Source organism: Rhodoferax sp. TS-BS-61-7, from assembly GCF_002943465.1.
GTDB lineage: Bacteria > Pseudomonadota > Gammaproteobacteria > Burkholderiales > Burkholderiaceae_C > Allorhodoferax.
Window position 1 is genome coordinate 291,217 of sequence record NZ_PTQY01000003.1, and the last position, 23,986, is coordinate 315,202.

General features: G+C 61.5%; 23 protein-coding genes and 1 riboswitch. Of the genes, 13 read left to right on the plus strand and 10 right to left on the minus strand.

The annotated features are described in order from the left end of the window. Positions 1-46 precede the first annotated feature (46 nt). From C5F53_RS10125 to C5F53_RS10135, 3 genes are all read left to right on the plus strand, one after another. The gene (locus C5F53_RS10125) at positions 47-1,174 is read left to right on the plus strand and encodes an FAD-dependent oxidoreductase (RefSeq protein ID WP_105261254.1); all 1,128 of its coding nucleotides are present in this window, start codon (positions 47-49) and stop codon (positions 1,172-1,174) included. 84 nt (positions 1,175-1,258) lie between these two features. Beyond that, a complete protein-coding gene (locus tag C5F53_RS10130; RefSeq protein ID WP_105261514.1) occupies positions 1,259-2,875 on the plus strand; it encodes a mechanosensitive ion channel family protein in 1,617 nt (538 codons plus the stop codon). Further along, positions 2,872-4,803 (plus strand): YhgE/Pip domain-containing protein, encoded by a 1,932-nt coding sequence (locus tag C5F53_RS10135; RefSeq protein ID WP_105261255.1) that lies wholly within the window; start codon positions 2,872-2,874, stop codon positions 4,801-4,803. The genes C5F53_RS10130 and C5F53_RS10135 overlap by 4 nt, the downstream gene beginning before the upstream one ends. Before the next feature lie 4 nt (positions 4,804-4,807). On the opposite strand, the gene C5F53_RS10140 is transcribed toward C5F53_RS10135, so the two are convergent. Both C5F53_RS10140 and C5F53_RS10145 read right to left on the minus strand, forming a co-directional pair. Then, positions 4,808-5,245 carry a hypothetical protein gene (locus tag C5F53_RS10140; protein ID WP_105261256.1) on the minus strand — a complete coding sequence of 146 codons (438 nt, stop codon included), beginning with the start codon at positions 5,243-5,245 and terminating at the stop codon, positions 4,808-4,810. Between the two features lie 57 nt (positions 5,246-5,302). Further along, positions 5,303-5,394, minus strand: a riboswitch (cyclic di-GMP riboswitch). Between the two features lie 38 nt (positions 5,395-5,432). Then, on the minus strand, positions 5,433-6,407 hold the full coding sequence (locus C5F53_RS10145; RefSeq protein ID WP_105261257.1) for a tripartite tricarboxylate transporter substrate binding protein: 975 nt from the start codon (positions 6,405-6,407) through the stop codon (positions 5,433-5,435). Between the two features lie 188 nt (positions 6,408-6,595). Between C5F53_RS10145 and C5F53_RS10150 the strand changes: the two genes are divergently transcribed. The 3 genes from C5F53_RS10150 (at position 6,596) to groL (ending at position 9,226) form a co-directional block, all read left to right on the plus strand. Next, complete coding sequence (locus C5F53_RS10150) at positions 6,596-6,877, plus strand: hypothetical protein (protein WP_105261258.1); 282 nt, start codon at positions 6,596-6,598, stop codon at positions 6,875-6,877. Positions 6,878-7,126: 249 nt separating this feature from the next. After that, positions 7,127-7,417 carry a co-chaperone GroES gene (groES, locus tag C5F53_RS10155; RefSeq protein WP_105261259.1) on the plus strand — a complete coding sequence of 97 codons (291 nt, stop codon included), beginning with the start codon at positions 7,127-7,129 and terminating at the stop codon, positions 7,415-7,417. 162 nt (positions 7,418-7,579) lie between these two features. After that, entirely contained in the window at positions 7,580-9,226 is a 1,647-nt protein-coding gene (gene groL, locus C5F53_RS10160; RefSeq protein WP_105261260.1) for a chaperonin GroEL, read from the plus strand. 225 nt (positions 9,227-9,451) lie between these two features. On the opposite strand, the gene C5F53_RS10165 is transcribed toward groL, so the two are convergent. From C5F53_RS10165 to tal, 4 genes are all read right to left on the minus strand, one after another. Further along, positions 9,452-10,102: an HAD family phosphatase gene (locus C5F53_RS10165; RefSeq protein ID WP_105261261.1), complete on the minus strand. Its 651-nt coding sequence runs from the start codon at positions 10,100-10,102 to the stop codon at positions 9,452-9,454. Continuing rightward, positions 10,099-11,349, minus strand: coding sequence for a winged helix-turn-helix domain-containing protein (locus tag C5F53_RS10170; RefSeq protein ID WP_105261262.1), 1,251 nt, complete (start codon positions 11,347-11,349; stop codon positions 10,099-10,101). Before C5F53_RS10170 ends, C5F53_RS10165 begins: the two co-directional genes overlap by 4 nt. A gap of 162 nt (positions 11,350-11,511) precedes the next feature. Then, the gene (gene pgi / locus C5F53_RS10175; protein WP_105261263.1) at positions 11,512-13,080 is read right to left on the minus strand and encodes a glucose-6-phosphate isomerase; all 1,569 of its coding nucleotides are present in this window, start codon (positions 13,078-13,080) and stop codon (positions 11,512-11,514) included. Positions 13,081-13,128: 48 nt separating this feature from the next. Beyond that, a complete protein-coding gene (gene tal / locus C5F53_RS10180) occupies positions 13,129-14,076 on the minus strand; it encodes a transaldolase (protein WP_105261264.1) in 948 nt (315 codons plus the stop codon). Positions 14,077-14,218: 142 nt separating this feature from the next. Between tal and zwf the strand changes: the two genes are divergently transcribed. Beyond that, positions 14,219-15,685, plus strand: coding sequence for a glucose-6-phosphate dehydrogenase (zwf, locus tag C5F53_RS10185; protein WP_105261265.1), 1,467 nt, complete (start codon positions 14,219-14,221; stop codon positions 15,683-15,685). Between the two features lie 70 nt (positions 15,686-15,755). Then, complete coding sequence (locus C5F53_RS10190; RefSeq protein ID WP_105261266.1) at positions 15,756-16,604, plus strand: MurR/RpiR family transcriptional regulator; 849 nt, start codon at positions 15,756-15,758, stop codon at positions 16,602-16,604. Positions 16,605-16,722: 118 nt separating this feature from the next. Here C5F53_RS10190 and C5F53_RS10195 read toward each other — a convergent pair whose 3' ends face one another. Both C5F53_RS10195 and C5F53_RS10200 read right to left on the minus strand, forming a co-directional pair. Next, positions 16,723-17,814, minus strand: a complete 1,092-nt coding sequence (locus C5F53_RS10195; protein WP_105261267.1) for a porin — start codon at positions 17,812-17,814, stop codon at positions 16,723-16,725. Positions 17,815-18,118: 304 nt separating this feature from the next. Next, a complete protein-coding gene (locus tag C5F53_RS10200; protein ID WP_105261268.1) occupies positions 18,119-19,096 on the minus strand; it encodes a porin in 978 nt (325 codons plus the stop codon). Positions 19,097-19,337: 241 nt separating this feature from the next. Here C5F53_RS10200 and coq7 point away from each other — a divergent pair, with 241 nt between their 5' ends. Continuing rightward, positions 19,338-19,955: a 2-polyprenyl-3-methyl-6-methoxy-1,4-benzoquinone monooxygenase gene (gene coq7, locus C5F53_RS10205; protein WP_105261269.1), complete on the plus strand. Its 618-nt coding sequence runs from the start codon at positions 19,338-19,340 to the stop codon at positions 19,953-19,955. Between the two features lie 6 nt (positions 19,956-19,961). Here the strand turns inward: coq7 and C5F53_RS10210 are convergent, their stop codons facing one another. Continuing rightward, positions 19,962-20,411, minus strand: a complete 450-nt coding sequence (locus C5F53_RS10210) for an OsmC family protein (protein WP_105261515.1) — start codon at positions 20,409-20,411, stop codon at positions 19,962-19,964. Positions 20,412-20,535: 124 nt separating this feature from the next. Here C5F53_RS10210 and ilvA point away from each other — a divergent pair, with 124 nt between their 5' ends. Continuing rightward, positions 20,536-22,158: a threonine ammonia-lyase, biosynthetic gene (ilvA, locus tag C5F53_RS10215; RefSeq protein ID WP_105261270.1), complete on the plus strand. Its 1,623-nt coding sequence runs from the start codon at positions 20,536-20,538 to the stop codon at positions 22,156-22,158. Between the two features lie 39 nt (positions 22,159-22,197). Here the strand turns inward: ilvA and C5F53_RS10220 are convergent, their stop codons facing one another. Further along, positions 22,198-22,662, minus strand: a complete 465-nt coding sequence (locus C5F53_RS10220; protein WP_146097335.1) for a general secretion pathway protein C — start codon at positions 22,660-22,662, stop codon at positions 22,198-22,200. Positions 22,663-22,735: 73 nt separating this feature from the next. Between C5F53_RS10220 and gspG the strand changes: the two genes are divergently transcribed. The 3 genes from gspG to gspI are packed head-to-tail and all read left to right on the plus strand — an operon-like array spanning position 22,736 to position 23,986. After that, the gene (gene gspG / locus C5F53_RS10225) at positions 22,736-23,167 is read left to right on the plus strand and encodes a type II secretion system major pseudopilin GspG (protein WP_105261272.1); all 432 of its coding nucleotides are present in this window, start codon (positions 22,736-22,738) and stop codon (positions 23,165-23,167) included. Positions 23,168-23,186: 19 nt separating this feature from the next. Then, positions 23,187-23,621, plus strand: a complete 435-nt coding sequence (locus C5F53_RS10230; RefSeq protein ID WP_105261273.1) for a prepilin-type N-terminal cleavage/methylation domain-containing protein — start codon at positions 23,187-23,189, stop codon at positions 23,619-23,621. After that, complete coding sequence (gene gspI, locus C5F53_RS10235; protein WP_105261274.1) at positions 23,618-23,986, plus strand: type II secretion system minor pseudopilin GspI; 369 nt, start codon at positions 23,618-23,620, stop codon at positions 23,984-23,986. The genes C5F53_RS10230 and gspI overlap by 4 nt, the downstream gene beginning before the upstream one ends.

The following is a 23,986-nucleotide window of genomic DNA, read 5'->3' on the forward strand; positions in this document are numbered from 1 at the left end:
GCCTTTTTGACTATTAAAAACCCCAAACTCGTGAAACAATAGCGCCATGAACGCTTTGGCCGCGCACCTCAAGAACCATGTGGACTCTGTGCCGCACCACGACGCACGGGGTTACCAGCCGCGCCAGCTGGTCTTGTTGGGTGGTGGCATGGCGAATTTGCAGGTGTTGTCCAACCTGGCCGCGCACCCGCTGGCCGAGATGCGCATCATCCTGGTGGCGCCCCACCCCCGCAGCATTTACCCCGGCATGTTGCCCGGTTTTGTGGCGGGCCACTACGCGCTGGACGAATGCGCCATCCCGCTGGAGCCGCTGGTGCGCCGTGCCGGCATCCGCTGGCTGCAGCGCAATGTGAAAGCGCTGGACGCCGCCACCCAAACCCTGCTGCTGGACGACGGCAGCACCCAGCACTACGACTGGCTGTCGGTCAACACCGGGCCGGTGCAAAACCGCGAGCAGATTGAGCGTGACATGCCCGGTGCGCGTGAACACGGCCTGTTTGTGCACCCCATGGAGACCTTTGCCGCCCTGTGGCCGCGTGTGTGTGAGCTGGGCGAAACACGGGCGCTGCGCATTGCCGTCATCGGTGCGGGCACGGCAGCCATGGAACTGGCAATGGCCGTGCGCCAGCGCCTGCCTAACAGCGCCGTCACACTGGTGGCCGGCCCGCTGGCCGATGGCGCCAGCACCCCCAGCCCGCTGCAGCAGCGCCTGAGTACCACCATGAAGGCGCAGCGCATCACCGTGTTGCATGACACCGCGGTGGGTCTGAAAGCCGACGAGGTGCAGTTGGGGTGTGGTGCCCGCCTGGCCTGTGATGTGCCGCTGCTGGCCATCGAAGGCCAGACCCCGGCCTGGCAGGCACAAAGCGCCCTGGCCCTGTCGCCACAAGGCCAGATCGTCACCGACCACTACCAGCGCAGCACCAGCCACCCGCAGGTGTTTGCCGTGACCGACAACAGCATGGCACTGGCACGCAACCTGCCGGCCGCCACCACCGGCGGCACCTTGCACGCCAGCCGCAACGAGGCCAACGCCCTGCACCTGCTGTTTGGTGGTGCACAGCAGGCGGTGGCCGGCTGGGGCACCTACAGCGCCCAGGGCCGCCCCATCAGCTGGCTCAAGGAATGGGCCGACCGCCGCTTTGTGGCGCGGTACTTGCAAAACACGCCTTGAAGCGTGGGCGCGGCAGTGCCGTGCGCCAGCTGTTGCTGCCCGGTAACCCGGGATTCGCTCCCTTGAGCGACAATGATTTTCACCATGAAACGACTCCTCATTGCCTGCTGCCTGGGCCTGTCCATGGCCAGCACCGGCTGGTCTGCTGAATCCCTGCCTGTACCCGCCACCACGGTTGATGCGGCAAGCACCCTGCACTACTTCAACCGCCCGGTGTTCACCTTCCGCAGTGCGCTGTCCGGGGTGTCGGCGGCAGACCGCACCCAACGGGCTGCCGCGCGGCTGCGCGAACAACTCGGCGGCCAAGGCCCCCACCGCGTCAGCCAGAAGCCCGATGCCATGGGGGTGCTGGTACAGATTAACGGCGCCACCACCTTTGTGGTTACCGCGAACGACGTGGACGTGTTGCAGCAGGAAACCCTGGAGGCCAGTGCCCAGCGCGCGGCCCAGGCGCTGGACCTGGTGATTGCCGAGAGCCGCGAGGCCCGCGACTGGCAGGCCATGGTGCGGGCGTTGGGCTGGTCGGCCCTGGCCACCGCATTGGCCCTGGCACTGGCCTGGGTGCTGCGGCACGGCCACGCGGCACTGGCGCGGCGCCTAGTCACGCTGTCCGAATGGCATTCGCGCAAGCTGCAGTGGGGCGGTATAGAACTGCTGCAGCGCGAACGTGCCGCCACCGTGGTGCGCAAGCTGCTGGGCGGCGTGCACAGCCTGGTGCTGCTCTTGCTGGTGTACGAGTGGCTGAGTTTTGTGCTGGCGCGGTTTCCGTTCACCCGCGCCTGGGGTGAAACGCTCAACAGCTATTTGCTGAACCTGCTGGGCCTGATCGGTAGCGCGGTAGTGGGCGCGGTTCCGGGCCTGTTTACCGCAGTGGTGATCTTCTACCTGGCCCGTGCCGCCACCGGCATGCTGGGCCGCTTTTTTGACCGCATCCAGCAGGGTGAACACAGCCTGGCCTGGCTGGATGCCGATGTGGCCGTACCCACGCGGCGCATTGCCACCGCCGTGGTGTGGCTGTTTGCCCTGGCCATGGCCTACCCCTACCTGCCCGGTGCGCAGACCGAGGCGTTCAAGGGCCTGTCGGTGCTGGTGGGGCTGATGATTTCACTGGGTGCCTCCAACCTGGTGGGGCAGGCGGCCAGTGGGCTGATCCTGACCTACGGCCGGGTGTTTCGCCGTGGTGAATATGTACGCATTGCCGACCAGGAGGGCACGGTGACCGACGTGGGCATGTTTGCCACCCGCATCCGCACCGGCCTGGGCGAAGAGGTCACCATCTCCAACACCACCATCTTGGGCAGCACCACCAAAAACTACTCGCGTGCCGTGCAGGGCGCGGGGTATGTGCTGGACACCACGGTCACCATTGGTTATGACACCCCGTGGCGCCAGGTGCATGCCATGCTGGAAGAAGCCGCCACACGGACCGAAGGGGTGCTGACCACACCGGCCCCGCAAGTCTTCCAGACGGCGCTGTCCGACTGGTACCCGGTGTACCGCCTGGTGTGCCAGGCCGTGCCTTCGGAGCCACGCCCGCGCGCGCTGCTGCTAAGTGCGCTGCACGCCAACATCCAGGACGTGTTCAACACCTATGGCGTACAAATCATGTCGCCACAGTACATTGCCGACCCGCAAGCGCCCAAACAGGTGCCGCCGGACCAGTGGTACCCCGCACCGGCCCCTCACCCCCATCGCCCATGACGCCAGCGCAGCAAATCGCCTACATCGTTCGCACTGAGCTGCGGGCGTTTGTGCGTTACCCCAAGATGCTGGTGGCCACCGCAGCCGTGGCCCTGCTACCGGCGCTGTACGCGCTGATTTATCTCTCTAGCGTGTGGGACCCGGCCTCCAACACGCAGTCGCTGGCGGTAGCGCTGGTGAACCTGGACGAAGGGGTGGAGTACCGCGACCACGTGTTCAACGTGGGCTGGCAGGTGGTGTCCAAACTGCGCAGCAGCCACCGCTTTGGCTATGTGGACCTGCACGATGCCGAGGAAGCCCGGCACCGGGTGCGCCAGGGCACCCTGGCGTTTGCGCTCATCATCCCCAAGGACTTCAGCTCCAACGCCATTCCCGGCGCACAACCGGGCGGTGGCAAGTTGGTGATCTACAGCGCCGAGGGCAACAACTACGAAACCGCGGTGATTGCCCGCCAGTTCGCCACCGAATTGGGCCACGAGGTGAACGAAAGCCTGAACGAACGGCGCTGGGCCCTGGTGCTGAGCAATGCGGCGGGATCCCAGCACAGTGTGGACCAACTCCGGCAAGGGGTGGAACAGCTGCGCCTGGGTGCGGCACAGCTCAAAACCGGCAGCGAACAAACCGCCAGTGCGGCCAAAACACTCTCCGGCGGCGCTGGCAAGCTGCAGGGCGGTGTGGAGCAACTGACCGACGGCATGCGCCAACTAGGCACCGGCCTGCGCACCATGGACGCGCGCCGCCCGCCCAACTCCGAACTCAACCGGCTCAAAGCAGGTGCCGAGAGCCTGGCGGCCGGGCACGGCGAGTTGTCCCGTGGTTTGGATGAATTGCAGGTGGGGTCGCAAAAAATCCGCGAGGGTGTGGCCGGGTTTCAGGAAGAAGCCAATGGCAGCCTGCTGGTGTCGACCCGCGTGAAAGACAACGCCAACCAGCTGGTCAACGGTGTGAACCAGCTCGACGAGGGCCTGAAGAGCGCCGCCCACGCACAGCGTGAGCTGACGGATGGGGCCGACAAGGTCAGCGTGGGTGTGGGCGCACTAACTACTGGCATGCGCACGCTCAACGGTGGCATTCGCACCGCCGTGGGCAAGCTGCCTGAAGACTCCCAGCTGGATGAACTGAACCGCGGCGCCAGTGCTCTGGCGAATGGCAACTTTGCACTGGCCGACGGGTTGCAAAAAATCCGGGCAGGCTCCCAGGGCCTCTCGGGCGGGCTGGACCTGTTGGCCAATTCGTTGCCCGCCGCGCTGGACACACCCGGCGGCAGCGCGGCAGGCATGGCCAGCTCGGTGCAACCGGTGATGGAGCTCAGCGCCCCAGTGTCCAACAGCGGCAGTGGTTTTGCTCCCAACATCCTGCCCGCGGCCCTGTGGCTGGGCGCCGGCATTGCGGCCTTCCTCATCCATGTGCGCACGCTGCCCCGGCGGGCCCAGCATTTCTCGCGCCCGGCACAGCTGCTGGGCAAGATGGGCTTGCCCGCTGCGGTGGTGGTGGTGCAGGCGCTGCTGCTGGGGTTGGCGGCACAAGGGGTGCTGACCATGCGCGTGGCCAACGGCCCGGCTTTTATGCTGACGCTGGTGGTGTCGGGCCTGAGTTTTCTAGCCATGGTGCTGCTGCTGACCAAGGCCTTTGGCGATGCGGGCAAGGCCATGGCCATGGTGCTGCTGGCGGTGCAGCTTTCTTCATCGGGCGGGGTGATGCCGGTGGAGCTGAGCGGGGGCCTGTTCACCCAGATCAGCCCCTGGCTACCCATGACCTGGGTAGTGCGGGCGGTCAAGGCGAGCCTGTTTGGCGCGTTTGATGGGCAGTGGGCCCGCCCCCTGGTCTACGTGGCGGCGTCTGGGGTTGCCGCCATGTTGCTGTCCATGGTGGTGGGACGCTGGCGCTTTGTCAAAACCACGGCGATGCGCCCGGCGGTGGACATTTAGGCAGCTAGCGCGGCAGCCGCATGAAGGTGGGCTGGACCTTCCACTCCGTGCACACAAAGTGCCCGCGGTCCAACAGGCGGTCGGCAATGCTGTTATCGGCGTACTGCACCTTGCCATCTTTGCACACCATCACAGTGTCTTCTGTTGACACTTGCTGCAGCAAATTGGCCAGCATCAAGCTGTCGCGCATGCCCACATAAATCACCAAGGCCACCACCACCAGCACCAAGAGCGCGGAAGCATCCCGTGCGGCCTTGCGCCAGGGCGCGGCAGGAACCTGCGGGGTCTGTGGCAAATGGCCGGCCCCCAGGCTGAACAGCTCCACACCGGCGGCATGGGTTTCGAGAATGGTGCTGGGCTCGTCCTCAGCGTCCACGGCAGCAGATGCAGCGGTACTGGCGGCGGGCAAATACGCCCGCCCAAAGGGTTTGGTTTGTTTCATGTGCGGCTCCCTGGTACAGATCCAGGCGCACACGCATTGCCACAGCAATGGAACACTGCTGGCAACCCCGCTATCCCTTCCGTGCAAAGCGCGGACGGGGACCGGAGGCTTTGCGTCCCTGCCTTTCGGCAGGTTTGCCCGGATTTTTTTGCTAAAGCGCGATTGTAGAAAAATCGCGCGTCAAACGCTACTCGACTTTGGCGCCCGAGGCCTGCACGATGCCTTTCCACTTGGCGTAGTCAGTCTTGAGCAGGGTGGAGAACTGGTCCACTTTCATGGCCACGGGCTCGGCGCCCTGCGCCAGGATGGCGGCCTTGACCTCGGGGTTGGCCAACAGCTTGTTCACTTCGGTGTTCAGCGTGGTGACCACGGCAGCCGGCGTGCCAGCAGGCGCAAGCAGGCCGTACCAGGTGCTCACGTCAAAGTCTTTGTAACCCGACTCGGCCACGGTGGGCACATCGGGCAGGGAGCTGCTGCGCGCGGCCGAGGTCACGACCAGGGGGCGCAGCTTGCCGGCCTTGATCTGGGCCATGGCCGAAGGCACGGAGGACACCAGCAAGTCCACATTACCCGCCAGTGCGTCCATCAGCGCGGGGTTGGAGCCCTTATAGGGGATGTGGCGGATATTGATATTGGCGGCTTTCTCAAACAAGTGGCCGGCCAGGTGGATGGTGGTGCCGTTGCCGGGCGAACCGTAGGTGATGGTGTCGGGGTTGGCACGTGCCGCGGCCACCACATCGGCCAAGGTCTTGAACTTGGAATTGGCGCTGGTGGCAATCACCACCGGGGTGTAAGCCACATGGGCCACGGCCACCAGGTCCTTGGTCGGGTCCCAGGGCAAGTTGCCATACAGCCAGGGGCCCACCACCAAGTTGTCCTTTTGGCCCATCACGATGTCGTAACCCGTGGGCGCCGCCTTCACCGCCTCGGTGATGCCGATGGTGCCGCCTGCACCGGCGCGGTTGTCGGGCACCACGGACCACTTGTTGGCCTCGGTCAGCTTTTGTGCCACCAGGCGGGACAGGATGTCGGTGCCGCCGCCAGGAGGAAACGGAATGATCAGGCGGATGGGTTTGGTCGGGTAGGCAGCGTTTTGGGCATGGGCCACGTTCACCGCCGCCAAAGACACCAGACTCCACACCAACAGCTTCTTCAACAACATGGCAATTTCTCCAGAAAAATGAGGGCACGGGCCTTGGACCCCGCGCCGGGCGATTCTGCCCCAAGGACCAAAGTTTCATCTTGCGGGATACCCGCACACCGTGTGCGGCCAGTGCAACAGCAGACTTGAAGGCATATAGGGTTTACCCTATACTGCAGTGCAACATCGTTCATTTTGGAGGTTTCACCATGGCCAGCACTGCAATCCGTACCCCCCATTTCGCCCCCGCCCAACAGCCCAGCGTGGGCCAGGCACTGCGCGACCTGCTGGTGTCTGCACGCGCCCTGAGTGTGGCCCTGTGGGCAGCCGCTTTCCAGAGCCAAGCCACGGCGCCCGTGGAGTTGGACGAAGCCAGCCAACTGCGTGCCATGGCCGACGATGCCGCAGCGTCCGACCCTGGTTTTGCCCAAGACTTGTACGCCCTGGCCGACCGCGTGGAACGCGCGGCCATTGCTGCGCACAACATCTGATCGCCCGCGCCCCTGAAAGCGCCCTCCTGGGGGCGCTTTTTTTATGCCTGCAAGAACGGCATGGCGGCACTTCTGGCCCTAGAGGGAAGGTCGGATCAAAGTCCGTGCCCTTGAAACGTCCACAAAAGGCCTTATCATTAGCACTCGTTGGTGTGGAGTGCTAACAGCACCCATCCTACAAGTTCATGTGTGTTCGCCCCCGGGTGGGCACCTGTTCCCTTTCTCGTTTCAAAACCTAGGAGATTCCTCATGAAACTGCGTCCTTTGGCAGACCGCGTGATCGTCAAACGCGTCGAAAGCGAAACCAAGACTGCCTCCGGCATCTACATCCCCGACAACGCTGCAGAGAAGCCTGACCAAGGCGAAGTGCTGGCTGTAGGCCCCGGCAAGACCAACGACAAGGGCGAAACCAAGGCTTTGACCGTCAAGGTTGGCGACCGTGTGTTGTTCGGCAAGTACTCCGGCCAGACCGTGAAGATCGACGGCGACGAGCTGCTGGTGATGAAAGAAGACGACCTGTTCGCGGTTGTTGAAAAGTAAATCGCATAGCGATTTACTTTCGGTGACGGCTCACTTTGCGAAGCAAAGTTAAGGGGCAAAGCCCCGGCCAGAACCAAAAACAAGTCACTATCAAATAAATAGCTGGTTGCGCAATATCTATGCGGGCTAGCGGCATATTTCACTTAAATTTGGAGTCATAACATGGCAGCAAAAGACGTAATTTTCGGCGGCGAAGCCCGCGCACGCATGGTTGAAGGCGTGAACATTTTGGCCAACGCGGTCAAGGTAACCCTGGGCCCTAAAGGCCGTAACGTGGTTCTGGAGCGCTCGTTCGGCGCCCCCACCGTGACCAAGGACGGTGTGTCCGTGGCCAAGGAAATCGAACTCAAAGACAAGCTGCAAAACATGGGCGCGCAGATGGTCAAGGAAGTTGCTTCCAAGACTTCTGACAACGCTGGTGACGGTACAACTACCGCTACCGTGCTGGCACAAGCCATCGTGCGCGAAGGCATGAAGTACGTTGCCGCTGGCATGAACCCCATGGACCTGAAGCGCGGTATCGACAAGGCAGTGACTGCCCTGATCGAAGAGCTGAAGAAGGCTTCCAAGGCCACCACCACTTCCAAGGAAATCGCCCAAGTGGGTTCTATCTCCGCCAACTCTGATTCCAGCATCGGCGAAATCATCGCCAACGCGATGGACAAAGTGGGCAAAGAAGGCGTGATCACCGTGGAAGACGGCAAGTCCCTGCAAAACGAACTGGATGTCGTTGAAGGCATGCAATTCGACCGCGGCTACCTGTCCCCCTACTTCATCAACAACCCCGAAAAGCAAGCTGCCTTGCTGGACAACCCCTTCGTGCTGTTGTTTGACAAGAAGATCAGCAACATCCGTGACCTGCTGCCTACCCTGGAACAAGTCGCCAAGGCTGGCCGTCCCCTGCTGATCATTGCTGAAGATGTCGAAGGCGAAGCCCTGGCAACTCTGGTGGTGAACACCATTCGTGGCATCCTGAAGGTTGTGGCTGTGAAGGCTCCTGGCTTCGGCGATCGCCGCAAGGCCATGTTGGAAGACATCGCCATCCTGACCGGCGGCAAGGTGATCGCTGAAGAAGTGGGCCTGACCCTGGAAAAAGTGACTTTGGCCGACCTCGGTTCCGCCAAGCGCGTCGAAGTGGGCAAGGAAAACACCATCATCATCGACGGTGCTGGCGCTGCTGCTGACATCGAAGCCCGCGTGAAACAAGTCCGCGTGCAAATCGAAGAAGCGACTTCCGACTACGACCGTGAAAAGCTGCAAGAGCGCGTGGCCAAGCTGGCTGGCGGTGTTGCCGTGATCAAGGTGGGCGCTGCCACCGAAGTCGAAATGAAGGAAAAGAAAGCCCGCGTGGAAGATGCTCTGCACGCTACCCGCGCTGCTGTGGAAGAAGGCATTGTGGCTGGTGGTGGTGTGGCTCTGCTGCGCGCCAAGCAAGCTGCTGGCGCCATCAAGGGTGACAACGCGGACCAGGAAGCCGGTATCAAGCTGGTGTTGAAGGCCATCGAAGCGCCTCTGCGCGAGATCGTGTTCAACGGCGGCGGCGAAGCTTCCGTGGTGGTGGCTGCTGTGTTGGCCGGTAAAGGCAACTACGGCTACAACGCTGCGAACGAAACCTACGGCGACATGATCGAAATGGGTATCCTGGACCCCACCAAGGTGACACGTACTGCATTGCAAAACGCGGCATCCGTGGCATCCCTGATGCTGACGACCGAGTGCATGGTTGCTGAAGCCCCGAAGGATGACGCTGCCGGTGGCGGTATGCCTGATATGGGTGGAATGGGCGGCATGGGCGGCATGGGCATGTAATTGCTCCTTGCCTGAGGGCGCATGGCGGCGTTGCAAACGCTTGCCGTACCAGAGGTACTGTCAGCGCGTTTGCGCCTTGCCCTGCACCCTCATGCTGCGTCGTTGTAGCGTTGTTGCGCTCGACCCTACGCCAAATAAAAAGCCCCGCAAGGTTTTGCCTTGCGGGGCTTTTTTACGTCTGGTTTACTATGTTTTTAATAGCTAATTGCGCAGTATCGACGTGGGCTAGAGGCCTATTTTGCTTAAACCTGCGGCTTGCAGCGCCTGTGTGACTTGCGGTGCACTCTTGAAGTGAATGCCGTGCCAGCCCTGTGCCTGTGCGGCCTCGATGTTGCCCAGCAAGTCGTCGATAAAGATGGTCTTGGCGGGCTCCAGCGCGTAGCAGTTTTGCAGCAGCTGGTAGATAGCCGCTTCGGGTTTGATGAGCAGCACATCGCCCGAAAAAATGCCGCCGTCAAACGCCTTGAGGAAGGAGTGCAGGCGCTCCAGCGTGCGCGCGTAGGGCACAGGCATGTTCGACAGGAAGTAGAGATGCAGCGGCTCGCCACCGTTGGCCTGCTGCTGGGTGCGCAACGCGTCCAGCCGGTTCAGCAGCGCGATTGACTCGGGCATGGGCACCAGGCGTTCGCCAATGCCTTCCACCAGCTTGGTCAGCGCCGCCCGGTCCAGCCCGAGGCGGGCCACGGTACGGTCAATCACCTCGGGCATGGAGACCGTGCCGCGGTCAAACCCCTGCCAGTCGGCATGGCCAAACACCTCGTGTGCCAGATGGCCGGCCAGCGCCGGTGTGGGCGCGTGGTCGGGAAAACATTCGGTCACCAGGTCCACAGGGCGCCAGGTGAATAACACCGCGCCAAAGTCAAACACCACATTCATGCGTCAGGTCTTTCAAGTTTCAGATTCTTCAGGGCGCGCCGCAGCGGCGCTGCCAGCTTGGCCGGTTGGGTGCGCGTGATGCGCACCTGCGGTGTGCCGTGCCAGTCAGCACTGCGCTGGATGGCCTGGGCCACATCGGTCAGGTGATCGTTGGTCCACACCAGACCGGGCTGGGCATACAGTGCGCGCACCTCGAACACGCCCTCGGCCCGGTGCGCTTTTGCGTCCAGCCGGCCAATCAGCTCACCGCGGCAGAGGATGGGCAGCACAAAGTAGCCGTACACGCGCTTCTCTTCGGGCGTGTAGCACTCCAGCCGGTAGTCAAAGTCAAACAAGGTGGAGGCGCGCTCGCGGTCCCACACCACGGGGTCAAACGGCGAGAGCAGCGCGGTGTGCGTGGCCTGTAGCTTGCCAGCGCTGGCCTTTTTTAGCAGCGCGGCGTGGCTGGTGTGCACATAGCCGGGAGCGTCCCAGCCCTCCACCGCCACGCGCTGCACGGTGCCGGCGTCCACCAGCGCGTCCAGGTCCACATCTTTGAAACGCGGTTTGGTGCGGAAGTAGTCGTTCACCCAACGCGCCTGGGTGATACCCAGTGCGGCGATGGCTTTTTCGATGAGGTGGGTGTGCAGTGTGGCCTCGCTGTGCTGGGGAGCCTGCTGCTGCAGCTGCGGCGCCACGCGCTCGCTGAGGTCGTAGACGCGGTGGAAGTTCTCGCGCCGCGCAATCATCAGCTCACCCAGCCCGAACAATGCCTCCAGCCAACGTTTCTCGTCCTTCCAGCCCCACCAGGCGCCACCCTTGCCCTCGGGTCGCTCAAAGTCGGATGACTTCACGGGGCCGTTGGTGCGGATGTGCTCAAGCAGCTTGTCCAGGTGCGGGCGCTGCGCTGAGGCCAGTTTGCGTGCATTAGCCACACCCCAATGCTGGCGGGCGTGCCGGTTGTAGGCGCGGTGAACATGCAAGTCGTCCACATGCGCAAAGCAGGCCTCGTGCGCCCAGGTTTCAAACACCTTGGCGGTAGCCAGCGTGTCTTCCAGCCATTCACGCGGGTAGTCACCCAGACGCGAATGCAATACGAGGTAGGGACTGCGCGAGACCACATGGATGGTGTCGATCTGCAGCAGCGCCATGCGCTGGATGCAGGCCGCAACATCAGCGCGTTTGGCTACGCGCGTGGGCGGCTGCAGCAGGCCCTGCACTGCGAGGTGCAGGTTGCGGGCTTGCGCAAGCGAGAGAGAAATACTCATGGATGCATGGAGCCTAGGCCACCCAACGCCCCGCAGCATGCAGGGGCGCGGTGGCGGGCGATTTGGCTTCGCCGAAACTGCGTTTTCTGCGGTTCGGCAGTATGAGCCCGCCGCCGTGCGCCTGCGTGCTGTGCGAGTGCCAGACAACGCACAGGCAAAAGGTCAGCTCCGCAGGCGCGCCAGCAAACCGGCGGTGGAACCATCCAACCCAGTGACATCACCGGAAGCCAGACGCGGCTCAATCTCCTTGGCCAGCACCTTGCCCAGCTCCACACCCCACTGGTCAAAACTGTTGATGCCCCACAGGCTGCCGCTGACAAACACGCGGTGCTCCTGCAGCGCAATCAGGGCGCCCAGCGCGGCCGGGGTCAGGTCGTCCAGCAACAGGAAAGTGCTGGGGCGGTTGCCCGTGAAATGCTTGTGGCCACCCGCATCGCTCTTGCCCTGCAACAGGGCCTGGGCTTGCGCCAGCACATTGGCCAGCAACAGCGGCTGGTGACCCTTCAGATCATGGCGCGCCTTCTTGACGGCGATGAACTCCATGGGCACCACATCGGTCCCCTGGTGCAGCATCTGAAAGTAAGCATGCTGGCCGTTGGTGCCGGGCTCGCCCCACAGCACGGGGGAGGTACCAAACGGCAGCGCTTCACCCGATGCGTCCACACGCTTGCCGTTACTTTCCATCTCCAGCTGCTGCAGGTAGGCCGGCACGCGGCGCAGCGCGCTGTGGTACGGCGCAATGCTGCGACTGGTGAAGCCGTGGAAGTTGCGGTACCAGACGTCCAGCAAGCCCAGGCGCACCGGCAGGTTGCTTTCCAGCGGCGCGGTGCGAAAGTGCTCGTCCATCGCATGGGCACCGGCCAAAAATTCGCGGAAGCCCGCAGCGCCAATGGCAATCGCCAAGGGCAGACCGATGGCCGACCACATGGAGTAACGGCCGCCCACCCAGTCCCAGAAGCCGAAGGTGGTAGTGATGCCAAAGGCATTGGCCGCCGGCACATTGGTGGTCAGCGCGGCGAAGTGGCGCGCAATGTCGGTACCACCTTGTGCTTCGAACCAGGCCTTGGCCGAGGCGGCGTTGGTCATGGTTTCGATGGTGGTGAAGGTCTTGCTGGCAATCAGGAAGACCGTGCTCTCCACCTTCAGGTGCGGCAACTTGGCGGCCAGTTCATGGCCGTCCACATTGCTCACAAAGTGCAGGCGCTTGCCGGTGGTGGCAAACGCGTCCAGCGCCAGCACCGCCATCTGCGGGCCCAGGTCGGAGCCGCCGATGCCGATGTTCACCACGTCGGTGATGGCCTTGTCGGCGCGCACCTTCTCGGCGTAGGCCAGCATGGCGTCCAGCGTACTGTGCACCTTGGCCTGCTCGCCCGCTACAAATTCGGTAGCTGCTCCCGCATAGTTGACGGGGGCTCCGGGCGGATTACGCAACAAAACGTGCCACACCTCGCGCTGCTCGGTGTTGTTGATCTTCTGGCCGGCGAACATGGCGTCGCGGTGTTCCAACACGCCGCTTTGGCGCGCCAAGTCGAACAACAAGGCTTCAGTCGCCGCGTCGATGCGGTTCTTCGACAGATCGGCAAACACATAGGGCGCCTCCTGGCTGAAGCGGCCAAAGCGCTGGGCGTCCGCCTTGAAGGCCTCGCGCACATCCAGCGCCTTGCCGGTGGCGTCATAAGCGGCTTGCAGGGCGCCCCAGGCGGGCGTTCGGTCACAACGGGTACGTGTCATAGTCTTTAATCAGTTGAGGACAGAGCTGAAGGTCTGTCCCGCAAAGTATCAAGCCGCCAGCAACAGCTGTTCCAGCTTCACCGCGTCCACGCAGAACGCGCGGATGCCTTCGGCCAGTTTCTCGGTGGCCATGGCGTCGTTGTTCAGCGCCAGGCGGAAGCTTGCTTCGTCGTAGCTGATGGGTTCCAGCGCCAAGTCCTTGGCCGTGTCGGCGTTCAGGGCCTGGGTCAATGGTGCGTCGGTGGCGGCCAGGATGGCCAGCAGGTCGGGGCTGATGGTCAGCAGGTCGCAGCCGGCCAGGGCCGTAATCTGGCCTACGTTGCGGAAGCTGGCGCCCATCACCTCGGTTTTGATGCCGAACTTCTTGTAGTAGTTGTAGATCTGCGCCACGGACTTCACGCCGGGGTCGTTGGCCAACGCGTTATCGGCTTCCACCCAGGCGGCGCCGGCGCTCTTTTTGTACCAGTCGTAAATGCGGCCCACGAACGGGGAAATCAGCTGCACCTTGGCCTGGCCGCAAGCCACGGCTTGGCAGAACGCGAACAACAAGGTCAGGTTGGTGCGGATGCCCTTGCGCTCCAACTGCTCGGCGGCCTTGATGCCTTCCCAGGTGGAGGCGACCTTGATCAGCACGCGGTCGGAGTGGATGCCTTGCGCCTGGTACAGCTCGATCAGGCGTTCACCACGCGCCACGGTGGCGTTGGTGTCAAAGCTCAGACGGGCGTCCACTTCGGTGGACACGCGGCCGGGAATGATGGAGAGGATTTCGCAGCCAAAGCGCACCAGCAAGCGGTCCACGATCTCGTCCATGGGGCGGCCACGGAACTGGTTCACCGTGTCTTTCACCAGCGGCGCGTAGTCGGCCTTCTGCACGGCCTTCAGGATTAGCGACGGGTTGGTGGTCGCGTCTTGCGGCTTGAAGGCGTCGAGCTGCTTGAAGTCGCCGGTGTCGGCCACCACGGTGGTGAATTGTTTGAGTGCGTCGAGTTGGTTCATGGAGGGCGCGGGCCAAAGGCCAAGGTTGAAGACTAGGGGAAAACCAGCAATTTCTTGTGGTTTGTTCCCTTGAATTATCAATGAAACAAAGTTACATTACAACGTCATCTTTCATGTAACTCTTAAACGTACCACCTGTCTTATGAGCTTTGATCTAGTCATGTTTGGCGGCACCGGCGATTTGGCCTGGCGCAAGTTGATGCCCGCGTTGTTTCAGGCGTTTCGCCATGGCTCGCTGCCAGAGGGTGGGCGCATTATCGGCGTCGGCCGTGACAACCTCAGCCACGAGCAATACCGCGCCCTGATCCAGTCCCGCTTCGAAAAAGTGGAGCTGGCCAAGCGCCCCAGTGCCGAAGAGTTTGCCCGCTTTGCCGCCATCCTCGAATTCCAGCGCATGGACCTGTCCAAGCCGGATGACTACGCGGCCTTGGCCGAAACCCTGAACGCCCGCAATGCCGACAGCGTGGTGATCTACGTGGCCACCGCACCCAGTCTGTTCACCAATGTGTGTGAGCAGCTGGCCGCCGCGGGTCTGAACACGCCCAAAACCCGCGTGGTGCTAGAAAAACCACTGGGCCATGACCTGGCCTCCAACCGCGCGATCAACCAGACCGTGCGCCGCTTCTTTGAAGAAAAGCAGATCTTCCGCATCGACCACTACCTGGGCAAGCCCTCGGTACAAAACCTGTTTGCCATGCGTTTTGGCAACGCTCTGTTTGAGCCGCTGTGGCGCCGTGAGCACATCGCCAACATCCAGATCACCATCGCAGAAGACCTGGGCGTGGAAAGCCGCGGCGCGTTCTACGAGACCACGGGCGCCCTGCGCGACATGGTGCAAAACCACGCGCTGCAACTGCTGTGCGCGATTGCAATGGAACCTCCGATCAATTCACACGCCGATGCCATCCGCGACGAAAAACTCAAGGTATTGCGTTCCCTCAAGCCCTGGACGGCGGAAACGCTGAAACAGGACGTGGTGCGCGGCCAGTATTCCGCAGGCACCAGCGGCGGCAACAAAGTACCCGGCTATCGCGAAGAAACCGGGGTTGACCCCAAGAGCAATACCGAAACCTTTGTCGCCCTGCGCACCGAGATCGCCAACTGGCGCTGGGCTGGCGTGCCCTTCTATATCCGCACCGGCAAACGCCTGGCGGGTCGCGATGCACGCATCGTCATCAACTTCCGCCCCACGCCCCACGCCATCTACGACTCCAACGAAGGTGCGGCCAACCGCCTCATCATCAACCTGCAACCCAAGGACGGCCTGGAGCTGCATTTGCTGGCCCAGGGCCAGGACAACCGCCAGTCGCGCAGCACTGCCTCGCAAACGCTGGCGCCGGTGCAGCTGGACCTGGACTTTGACAAGCGCTTCGGTTCCGAACGTGTGGGCGCCTACGAGCGCCTGTTGCTGGACGTGATTGACGGCCGCCTAAACCTGTTTGTGCGCAGCGATGAGCAGGAAGAAGCTTGGCGCTGGGTTGAACCCATGCTGGAACACTGGGCTGCCGATACACAAGGCCCACGCCTGTATGCAGCTGGCACATGGGGCCCAAGTGCATCGAGCGCCATGATTGCACGCGACGGCTTTTGCTGGAGCGAAGAGTCCTGAGTTGTTGAACTGTGTTGTGTAGCAGTGCTGTGGCCTTCCGCCACAGGCTGCTGCCTGAGGAACTGTGACTATGTTGGACCGAATCAAAGCCTCATTGCCATCGCTGGCCCCCGCCGAGCAACGGGTGGGCAAGCTCTGCCTGGCAGACCCGCGCGCGTTTGCCAAACTGCCTGTCAGTGAATTGGCCGACCGCGCCCATGTGAGCAAACCTACCGTGGTGCGGTTTTGCCGCAGCGTGGGTTACGACGGCCTCTCGGATTTCAAACTGAAGCTGGCAGGCACTGTGAACGAAGGTGTGCCTTTCATCCACCGCAGTGTGGACACGGACGACAAGACGGGCGATGTCATGGTCAAAGTCATCGACAACACGGTGGCCGCCTTCCTCAAATATCGCAACGATGCATCCACGATGGCGATTGAAAAAGCCGTGTTGGCACTGGTAGACGCCTACGGTGCGGGCCGGCAAATCCAGTTCTTTGGTGTCGGTAATTCCGGCATCGTGGCGCAAGACGCGCAGCACAAGTTCTTCCGTCTGGGTATCAACACCACCGCCTACAGCGACGGCCATATGCAGGTAATGAGTGCCTCCATCCTGGGCCCTGGCGACTGTGTGGTCGTCATCAGCAATTCCGGCCGCACCCGTGACCTCATGGACGCCTGCGACATTGCCCGTAAAAATGGCGCAACCACCATCGTCATCACCGCAAGCGGCTCGCCGCTGGCCAGTGCCGGCCACATCCACCTGAGCGCCGACCACCCCGAAGGCTTCGACCGCTACAGCCCCATGGTCTCACGCCTGCTGCACCTGATGATCATCGACATCCTCGCCACCTGCGTCGCCCTGCGCATCGGCAGCAACAAGCTGCAACCCTTGCTGCGCGAGATGAAGCACAATTTACGGAACAAGCGATACGCCTGAATCACCAAGTCAACCTGCCTCCTGCATATTCACGACAGTTCAGTAAACGAAAACCCCGCTGTATCGCTACTGCGGGGTTTTTATCTAAACCGACAACTGGCTTATGCCAGTACGGGAATTAGAATGAGTGGGAAACCAGCAAATTGGTTTCGTTGTTTCGCTGGCTTGCACCGTTGAAAGCTTGCCAGTTTGCATAATTTGCGATCAAGCTGGTGCGCTTGCTTAAAGCATAACTTGCTGACAAACCATAACCGGTGCGAGATTGGTCGACAGCACCTGCACCCAAGACAATCAATGGTGAGCCAGAGTACACACCAGCAGTGAATCCATTTGCGGTTTCAGATGCAAAGTTTGCGCCCAGTGTCAATTTGCCCACAGGGACCGAAACAGCCACCAAGCCGTCAGCCAAAGTTGCACCAGACACAGTTGTCAGTTGAGAAAAGCCGCCACCAAGCTTGAATGACCCAAAGTCATACGAAGCTGCAGTACGAATCACGTCTTTGTAAGACACGTTACCCAAATTGCCGTCAGAGCGGTTGTCGTACACCAAGTAGTTCAAGTTAGCGATCAGGGGTCCGCCAACATAGGTCACAGAAAAGCTGTTCAAACGCTGACCGACAGTGGTAGCCGAACCACTGGCACCAACACCCAAACCAGCACCAACGCCAGTGGTACCGCTGGCCCCAGAAGTGGAAGCTTGCTCCATGTGCGCAATGCCCACAAATACAGGGCCGATCTTGGTATCAAAACCAATGGCGTCCTTCAGACTGCGAGCAGGAAACACTTTGTTGTCCATACCAGCACCACCAACACCAGAGATACCACCCGACAAATAGTCAACGGGCTTGTAAGTTTGCAACGTGACACGACCAACAGATGTAGTGAGCTTTAAGGAAGAGTCACCGCCGGCCACACCGCCACGACTCAATCCATCGATGCTCATTTCCGCCGCTACGCTCATGCCACCGCCCAAATCCTCTTTTGCGGAGAAAGTGATCAGAGATGTATCAATACCCAAGCCAGACGAGTCACCAGCAGCATTACCACCAGTACCACCGGCCAAATTTTGCGTGACGCCTTGAGCTGTAGTGGTCGCAGCAGCGATAGATGTTTGTTTGTAGCCGGTAGTGAAGTTACCAGTGATGGTGACTTGCGCGAAAGAAGCGCCAGAAGCAGCCAAAACTGCCAATGCGATCAAAGATTTTTTCATGTGGTGTCTCTTCAGTTTGAGTTAGATGGTGAGCAGCCATTGCCACAAAGAACAACAGCCGCAGCTCCTACTTCTTAATTCAGAAGTAGCTTGTATTGAAACAAAAATTCACATTCACGTCATGTAATTGAAGGGACAAAACGTAGGTGCCAACCTCAAAAAACAAATTTTGTTGTATTAGCACCAACATCAATATTTTTTCCACATTGTGAACTTTTTGAGATTTAAGACGTAAAAAAACCTGCCGCATTTCTGCAGCAGGTTTTAACTTTCAAATCTCAAGCTGGCTTACGCCAGCGAGAAATTAGAACGAGTGGGAAACCAACAGGTTGGTTTCTGTGTTAGCCGAAACTGGGCCAACTGTAGCATCCCACTTAGCGTAAGAAGCGATCAGGGAAGTGCGCTTGGACAAAGCGTATTCAGCCTTCAAACCGTAGCCAGTGCGTGTACCGTTATCAGTAGCAGTAGCACGATCGTTCTGAACGCGGCTACCCCAGTCAGCACCCAGAGTCAAGGCACCCAATGGAACGCCAACAGCCAAGAATGTATCTTGACGTGTGCCAGTCACGAATTGCTGGTTACGAAAACCGGCACCCAACTTAGCAACACCGAAATCATAAGAACCACGGATGCTGATGCGGTTTTTGCTGTTATTTGCAACTGTTCCGGACTGATCCCAAACCTTGTAGTTACCATTCACAGCCAATGGGCCAGCAGCGTAACCAACGGTCACACCTGCACCACGTTGGTACGTGTCACCAACGGGAGTACCAGTGGCGCCAACACCCAGACCAACGGGGGAAGTCAGTTCAGAAGCGCGATTAATAGCGCCTTCGTCGTGGCTCAAACCAAAAGTCAAACCACCAAAAGAAGGAGAAGAGTAGGAGATAGAGTCGGAAGCGTCCAGACGAGAAAACACTTTGTCATCCAAGCCAACGCCGCCAACACCGGAGGTGCCGCCAGACAGGTAGTCAGAACCACGGCCAGTGTCCAGTGCAATCTTACCGAAGCCACCGGAAATGTACATGCCGGAATCGCCACCAGAAACACCACCGCGGGTCAAGCCGTCGATAGCCATCTTGGCGCCAGCAGCCATACCACCACCCAAGTCTTCTTTGGCTTCAAAAGTCACCAAGGAAGTGTCGTTACCCAAACCGGAGGTGTCACCAGCGGGTGCGGAGGAAGCGCGGTAGCCAGCTGTGTAGTTACCAGTGATAGTCACTTGAGCGAAAGAAGCGCCGGAAGCAGCCAGAACGGCCAGGGCGATGAGGGTCTTTTTCATGTAGAAATACTCCAAGGTTAAACATAGAGCTCCGGACCGATTGTTCGGAACTCCGGGCCAACCTCCTATTCAGGAAGTTGGATGTATTGCACCAGACGGGGGGGCGTTTGGCAAAGGAAAAGCCTGAAATATTAGGGTTCCTACGAGTTACCGTTGTTGGGTTGCAACAAATTGTTTGACTGTCATCCAGCTCACCTTAACGTCATCCCCGGTAGACTCTTCCCATACTGGAAAGCACCCAATGGACGCACTCTTCACCGCTGCAGATACGGCCCTGCGCACCCTGTTTGCACAGCCACATGCTGCTACCCCCTGTCCCACCGTAGCTGAGTATGCAACCCAGCTGACGGACACCGAGAAACGCAAAGCAGCGGGACTGATGCGCGTGAACCACGTGGGTGAAGTCTGCGCACAGGCACTCTATACAGCGCAGGCCCTGGCAACGCCCAACAAGGCGTTGCGCGAGCACTTCACCCAAGCCTGCACAGAAGAAACCGACCATCTGGCCTGGACCGCGCAGCGGCTCAAGGAACTGGGCTCTCGCCCCTCTTTGTTGAACCCCCTGTGGTACGCGGGCGCTTTTGGCCTGGGGCTGCTGGCGGGCCGTATGGGTGACGCTATCAGCCTGGGCTTTGTGGTGGAAACCGAGAAACAGGTGGGCGCCCACCTGCAAAGTCACCTGGAGTTGCTGCCCGAAGGTGACCATGCCTCTCGCGCCATCGTGGCGCAAATGCACGATGACGAGTTGCGCCACGCGCATGAAGCAGAAGAAGCCGGTGCCGCAGATTTGCCGCAACCTGTCAAAGACATGATGCGCGCCGCCGCCAAAGTGATGACCACCGTGGCGGAGCGGATCTAGGGCTTTTTACGCCTCGACCAAGTCAAACCCGGTCGTAATTTCGGCGGTTTTGCCCAGCATGATGCTGGCAGAGCAGTATTTTTCGTGGCTCATGGCAATGGCGCGCTCCACGGCGCTGGCGGGAATGCCTTTGCCAGTCACGGTGAACTGCATGTGGATTTTGGTGAACACTTTGGGATCCACCTCAGCGCGTTCGGCCGTGAGCTTGACGGTGCAGCCCTGCACATCGTGGCGGCCACGCTTCAAAATCAGCACCACGTCATAGGCGGTGCAGCCACCGGTGCCGGCCAGCACGGTTTCCAGCGGGCGGGGTGCCAGGTTTTGGCCGCCGTTTTCGGGCTTGGCCGCATCCGGCGCGCCATCCATCATCAAGGTGTGGCCGCTGCCCGTCTCAGCCACAAAACCCATGCCAGAGCGGGTATTCAAGCCGCCGGTCCAGCTCACTGTGCATTCCATGGTGTTCATCCTTCAATAAATTGCCCCGCGCGGGGCCAAAAATAGTTCGCTACAATGCAATTAAACAGCCCCGCGCGGAGCTGGTTAATTGCGTTTTCGCATATCCATACCGGAGTGTAGCCCCGTGAGTTCTCCCAAACCGCCCCCAACCCCCCACCTCACCCCGGCGGACTACCTCAAGAAGATTCTGACCGCCCGCGTGTACGACGTGGCCAGCGAGACAGCCCTGGAACCAGCACGCGCCCTGAGCCGCCGCCTGCACAACACCGTGCTGTTTAAGCGTGAAGACCAGCAACCCGTGCGCAGCTTCAAGCTGCGCGGCGCCTACAACAAGATGGCGCAGATGCCTCCAGAGCAGATTGCGAAAGGTGTGATTTGTGCGTCTGCCGGCAACCATGCGCAGGGCGTGGCCCTGTCGGCCAGCCGCATGGGCGTGCGCGCAGTCATCGTGATGCCAACCACCACCCCCCAGCTCAAAGTGGACGCCGTGCGTGGCTTTGGTGGCGAGGTGGTGCTGTTTGGCGAGAGCTATTCCGATGCGTACGGCCACGCCGTGACCTTGCAGGCCAAAGAGGGCCTGACCTTTGTACACCCGTTTGACGACCCGGACGTGATTGCCGGCCAGGGCACTGTGGCCATGGAAATCATGCGCCAAGTGCAGACGCTAGGCGCCGACAAGGCGGCCAAGTCCGGCCACAAAACCGGCAGCAAAACCGGCCCTGGCATTGACGCGGTGTTTGTGGCGATTGGTGGTGGCGGCCTGATCTCGGGTGTGGCCAACTACATCAAGGCCGTGGCGCCGGGCGTGAAAGTCATCGGCGTGCAGATGAACGACTCCAACGCCATGATCCAGTCGGTGGGCGCCAAGCAACGCGTGACCTTGCCGGATGTAGGCCTGTTCTCCGACGGCACCGCTGTGAAGCTGGTGGGCGAAGAAACCTTTCGCATCGCAAGCAACCTGGTGGACGACTACGTGACCGTGGACACTGACGCGGTCTGCGCGGCCATCAAGGACATCTTTATCGACACCCGCTCTATCGTGGAGCCCGCGGGCGCCTTGGCGGTGGCGGCCATCAAGCAATACGTGGCCACCCACAAGACCAAGGGCGAAACCTACGCCGCCATCTTGTGCGGTGCGAATATGAACTTCGACCGGCTGCGCTTTGTGGCCGAGCGGGCCGAGGTGGGCGAGGAGCGTGAGGCGCTGTTTGCAGTCACGATCCCCGAAGAACGAGGCAGCTTCAAGCGCTTTTGCGAGTTGATTGGCGAGTTGCCCGGGGGCACGCGCAATGTGACCGAGTTCAACTACCGCATCAGCGACGCCGCCAAAGCGCATGTATTTGTGGGCCTGAGCACGCAGGGCAAAGGCGAGTCGGCCAAGGTGGCCAAAAACTTCGAGAAACACGGCTTTAAAACCCTGGACCTCACGCACGACGAGCTGGCCAAAGAACACATCCGCCACATGGTGGGCGGCATCTCCAGCCTGGCGCAGGACGAACGCCTGCTGCGCTTTGTGTTCCCCGAGCGACCTGGGGCCCTGATGAAGTTTTTGAGCCTGATGCGCCCGGGCTGGAACATCAGCCTGTTCCACTACCGCAACCAGGGCGCCGACTACGGCCGCATTTTGGTGGGCCTGCAAGTGCCCAAGGCAGACGACCGGGCCTTCGCGCAGTTTCTGGAGACGCTGGGTTACCCCTATGTGGAAGAAACCGACAACCCGGTATACCGGATGTTTTTACAAAAATGATAGCTGCTCGCGCATATTCCATGCGGGCTAGAGCCTGATTTAACCCTTAACGCGCGGCGGCAGCTCCAATAGCAGCTGGGCACCGCTGCGTTCCAGCGTGGCGCTGCGGCCCTGCACCGCGCGCAGCATCCAGCCGTCGGCCACGGGAGCGCCCACCGCCACCGGTTTGGCCGCCTTGCCATCCACCCCAATCAGCGCAGCACCGCCGGCCTGCTGGTCCACCACACCCATCAGGACAAAGCGTGCCGACTCGGCCACCGGCACAGGTGCCCCTGCTGCGGACGCCACGCCAGCATCGCTGGCAGCGCCGCCCAGCGCACGCGCGACCAAACCGGTGTCCAGCGTCGCCTCGGGTGCTTGCACCGCCGCTACAGCCGGGCCGGGGGCCGGGCCGCTGAGCTTGAGCGCCCAATACGCCGCACTGGCCGCCGCAGCGGCCGACAGCAACAGCGCCGCCAAGCGGGCTGGCCACAGCGATGTACCAAGGGTTACAGACAGTGCCATGCGGCGCATTATCATGGAAGCCAAGCCCTCGCACCCTGTGTGCCCCGCATCCACTCTTTCACCACCACCAGCCATGCGCCATTTGTCACCTTCACGCATCCCCACGCGGGGCTTCACCCTCATCGAGCTGATGGTGGTGCTGGTCATCATCGGCGTGTTGGCTGCGCTCATCGTGCCCAATGTGCTGGACCGTGCCGACGACGCCCGCGTGACCGCCGCTAAAACCGACATTGCCAACCTGGGCCAGGCGCTCAAGCTCTACAAGCTGGACAACCAACGCTACCCCAGCAGCGAACAAGGCCTGCAAGCCCTGGTGACAAAGCCCACGGCAGGGGTGGTGCCACCCAACTGGCGCCCCTATGTGGACAAGCTGCCCAACGACCCCTGGGGACGCCCCTACCTGTACATGAACCCCGGCCTCAAAGGCGAGATTGACGTGTTGAGCCTGGGCGCCGACGGCCAACCTGGCGGCGAAGGCAAAAACGCCGACATCGGCAACTGGTAGGGCCACCGCCGCGCACCCCATGCCCCGGCGCGCCACAGGCTTCACCCTGCTCGAACTGCTCGTCGTGGTGGCCATCGTCGCCATCGCCTCAGCAGGTGTCGCGTTCAGCCTGCAAGATGCCTCGCGTACCCGCCTGGACCGCGAGGCCCAGCGCCTGGCCGCCCTGCTGGAGTCCGGCCGCGCCCAGTCCCGCGCCAGCGGTGTGCCCATGCGCTGGCGCGTGACACCCCAAGGGTTTGTGTTCGATGGATCGGCAGCTGGCACAACCGCACTGCCCACCGCCTGGCAGCACCCCGAAACCCAGGCCCACAGCAGCGCCCCCGTAGTGCTGGGCCCCGAACCCCTGATTGGCGCCCAGCAGGTGCGGCTGTGGTTGCAGGACACGCCCACGCGCAGCCTGTGGGTGGCCACCGATGGTCTGCGGCCTTTTTCCGTGCAGAACACCGCGCCATGACCACCCGCCACCGGCCCATGGCGGGCTTCACGCTGGTGGAGGTCCTGGTGGCGCTGGCCATCGTGGCGGTCACCCTGCTGGCCGGCTTGCAAGCCACCTCGTCCCTCACGCGCAACGCCGAGCGCCAGGCCGACCGGCTGCTGGCCCAGCTGTGCGCCGAAAACGCGCTGGCCCAGGTACGCCTATCCCAGCAACTGCCCGACGTGAGTGACAGCACTCGCCCCTGCGAGCAGGCCGGCCGCGTGCTGGAGCTGCGCCTGCTGGTGCAGACCACGCCCAACCCCAACTTCCGCCGCGTGGAGGCGCGCCTGGCGCGCGATGGCACGCCGCTGCTGCAACTCAGCACCGTGGTGGGGCGCTTCTGA

Coding starts and splice junctions, on each gene's coding strand:
- C5F53_RS10200 (WP_105261268.1), bottom strand. CDS start 19,096: ATGAAAAAGACCCTCATCGCCCTGGCCGTTCTGGCTGCTTCCGGCGCT.
- C5F53_RS10135 (WP_105261255.1), top strand. CDS start 2,872: ATGACGCCAGCGCAGCAAATCGCCTACATCGTTCGCACTGAGCTGCGG.
- gspI (WP_105261274.1), top strand. CDS start 23,618: ATGACCACCCGCCACCGGCCCATGGCGGGCTTCACGCTGGTGGAGGTC.
- C5F53_RS10190 (WP_105261266.1), top strand. CDS start 15,756: ATGTTGGACCGAATCAAAGCCTCATTGCCATCGCTGGCCCCCGCCGAG.
- C5F53_RS10150 (WP_105261258.1), top strand. CDS start 6,596: ATGGCCAGCACTGCAATCCGTACCCCCCATTTCGCCCCCGCCCAACAG.
- zwf (WP_105261265.1), top strand. CDS start 14,219: ATGAGCTTTGATCTAGTCATGTTTGGCGGCACCGGCGATTTGGCCTGG.
- gspG (WP_105261272.1), top strand. CDS start 22,736: ATGCGCCATTTGTCACCTTCACGCATCCCCACGCGGGGCTTCACCCTC.
- C5F53_RS10220 (WP_146097335.1), bottom strand. CDS start 22,662: ATGGCACTGTCTGTAACCCTTGGTACATCGCTGTGGCCAGCCCGCTTG.
- C5F53_RS10145 (WP_105261257.1), bottom strand. CDS start 6,407: ATGTTGTTGAAGAAGCTGTTGGTGTGGAGTCTGGTGTCTTTGGCGGCG.
- coq7 (WP_105261269.1), top strand. CDS start 19,338: ATGGACGCACTCTTCACCGCTGCAGATACGGCCCTGCGCACCCTGTTT.
- pgi (WP_105261263.1), bottom strand. CDS start 13,080: ATGACACGTACCCGTTGTGACCGAACGCCCGCCTGGGGCGCCCTGCAA.
- C5F53_RS10210 (WP_105261515.1), bottom strand. CDS start 20,411: ATGGAATGCACAGTGAGCTGGACCGGCGGCTTGAATACCCGCTCTGGC.
- C5F53_RS10170 (WP_105261262.1), bottom strand. CDS start 11,349: ATGAGTATTTCTCTCTCGCTTGCGCAAGCCCGCAACCTGCACCTCGCA.
- C5F53_RS10140 (WP_105261256.1), bottom strand. CDS start 5,245: ATGAAACAAACCAAACCCTTTGGGCGGGCGTATTTGCCCGCCGCCAGT.
- tal (WP_105261264.1), bottom strand. CDS start 14,076: ATGAACCAACTCGACGCACTCAAACAATTCACCACCGTGGTGGCCGAC.
- C5F53_RS10230 (WP_105261273.1), top strand. CDS start 23,187: ATGCCCCGGCGCGCCACAGGCTTCACCCTGCTCGAACTGCTCGTCGTG.
- C5F53_RS10125 (WP_105261254.1), top strand. CDS start 47: ATGAACGCTTTGGCCGCGCACCTCAAGAACCATGTGGACTCTGTGCCG.
- C5F53_RS10130 (WP_105261514.1), top strand. CDS start 1,259: ATGAAACGACTCCTCATTGCCTGCTGCCTGGGCCTGTCCATGGCCAGC.
- C5F53_RS10165 (WP_105261261.1), bottom strand. CDS start 10,102: ATGAATGTGGTGTTTGACTTTGGCGCGGTGTTATTCACCTGGCGCCCT.
- groES (WP_105261259.1), top strand. CDS start 7,127: ATGAAACTGCGTCCTTTGGCAGACCGCGTGATCGTCAAACGCGTCGAA.
- C5F53_RS10195 (WP_105261267.1), bottom strand. CDS start 17,814: ATGAAAAAATCTTTGATCGCATTGGCAGTTTTGGCTGCTTCTGGCGCT.
- groL (WP_105261260.1), top strand. CDS start 7,580: ATGGCAGCAAAAGACGTAATTTTCGGCGGCGAAGCCCGCGCACGCATG.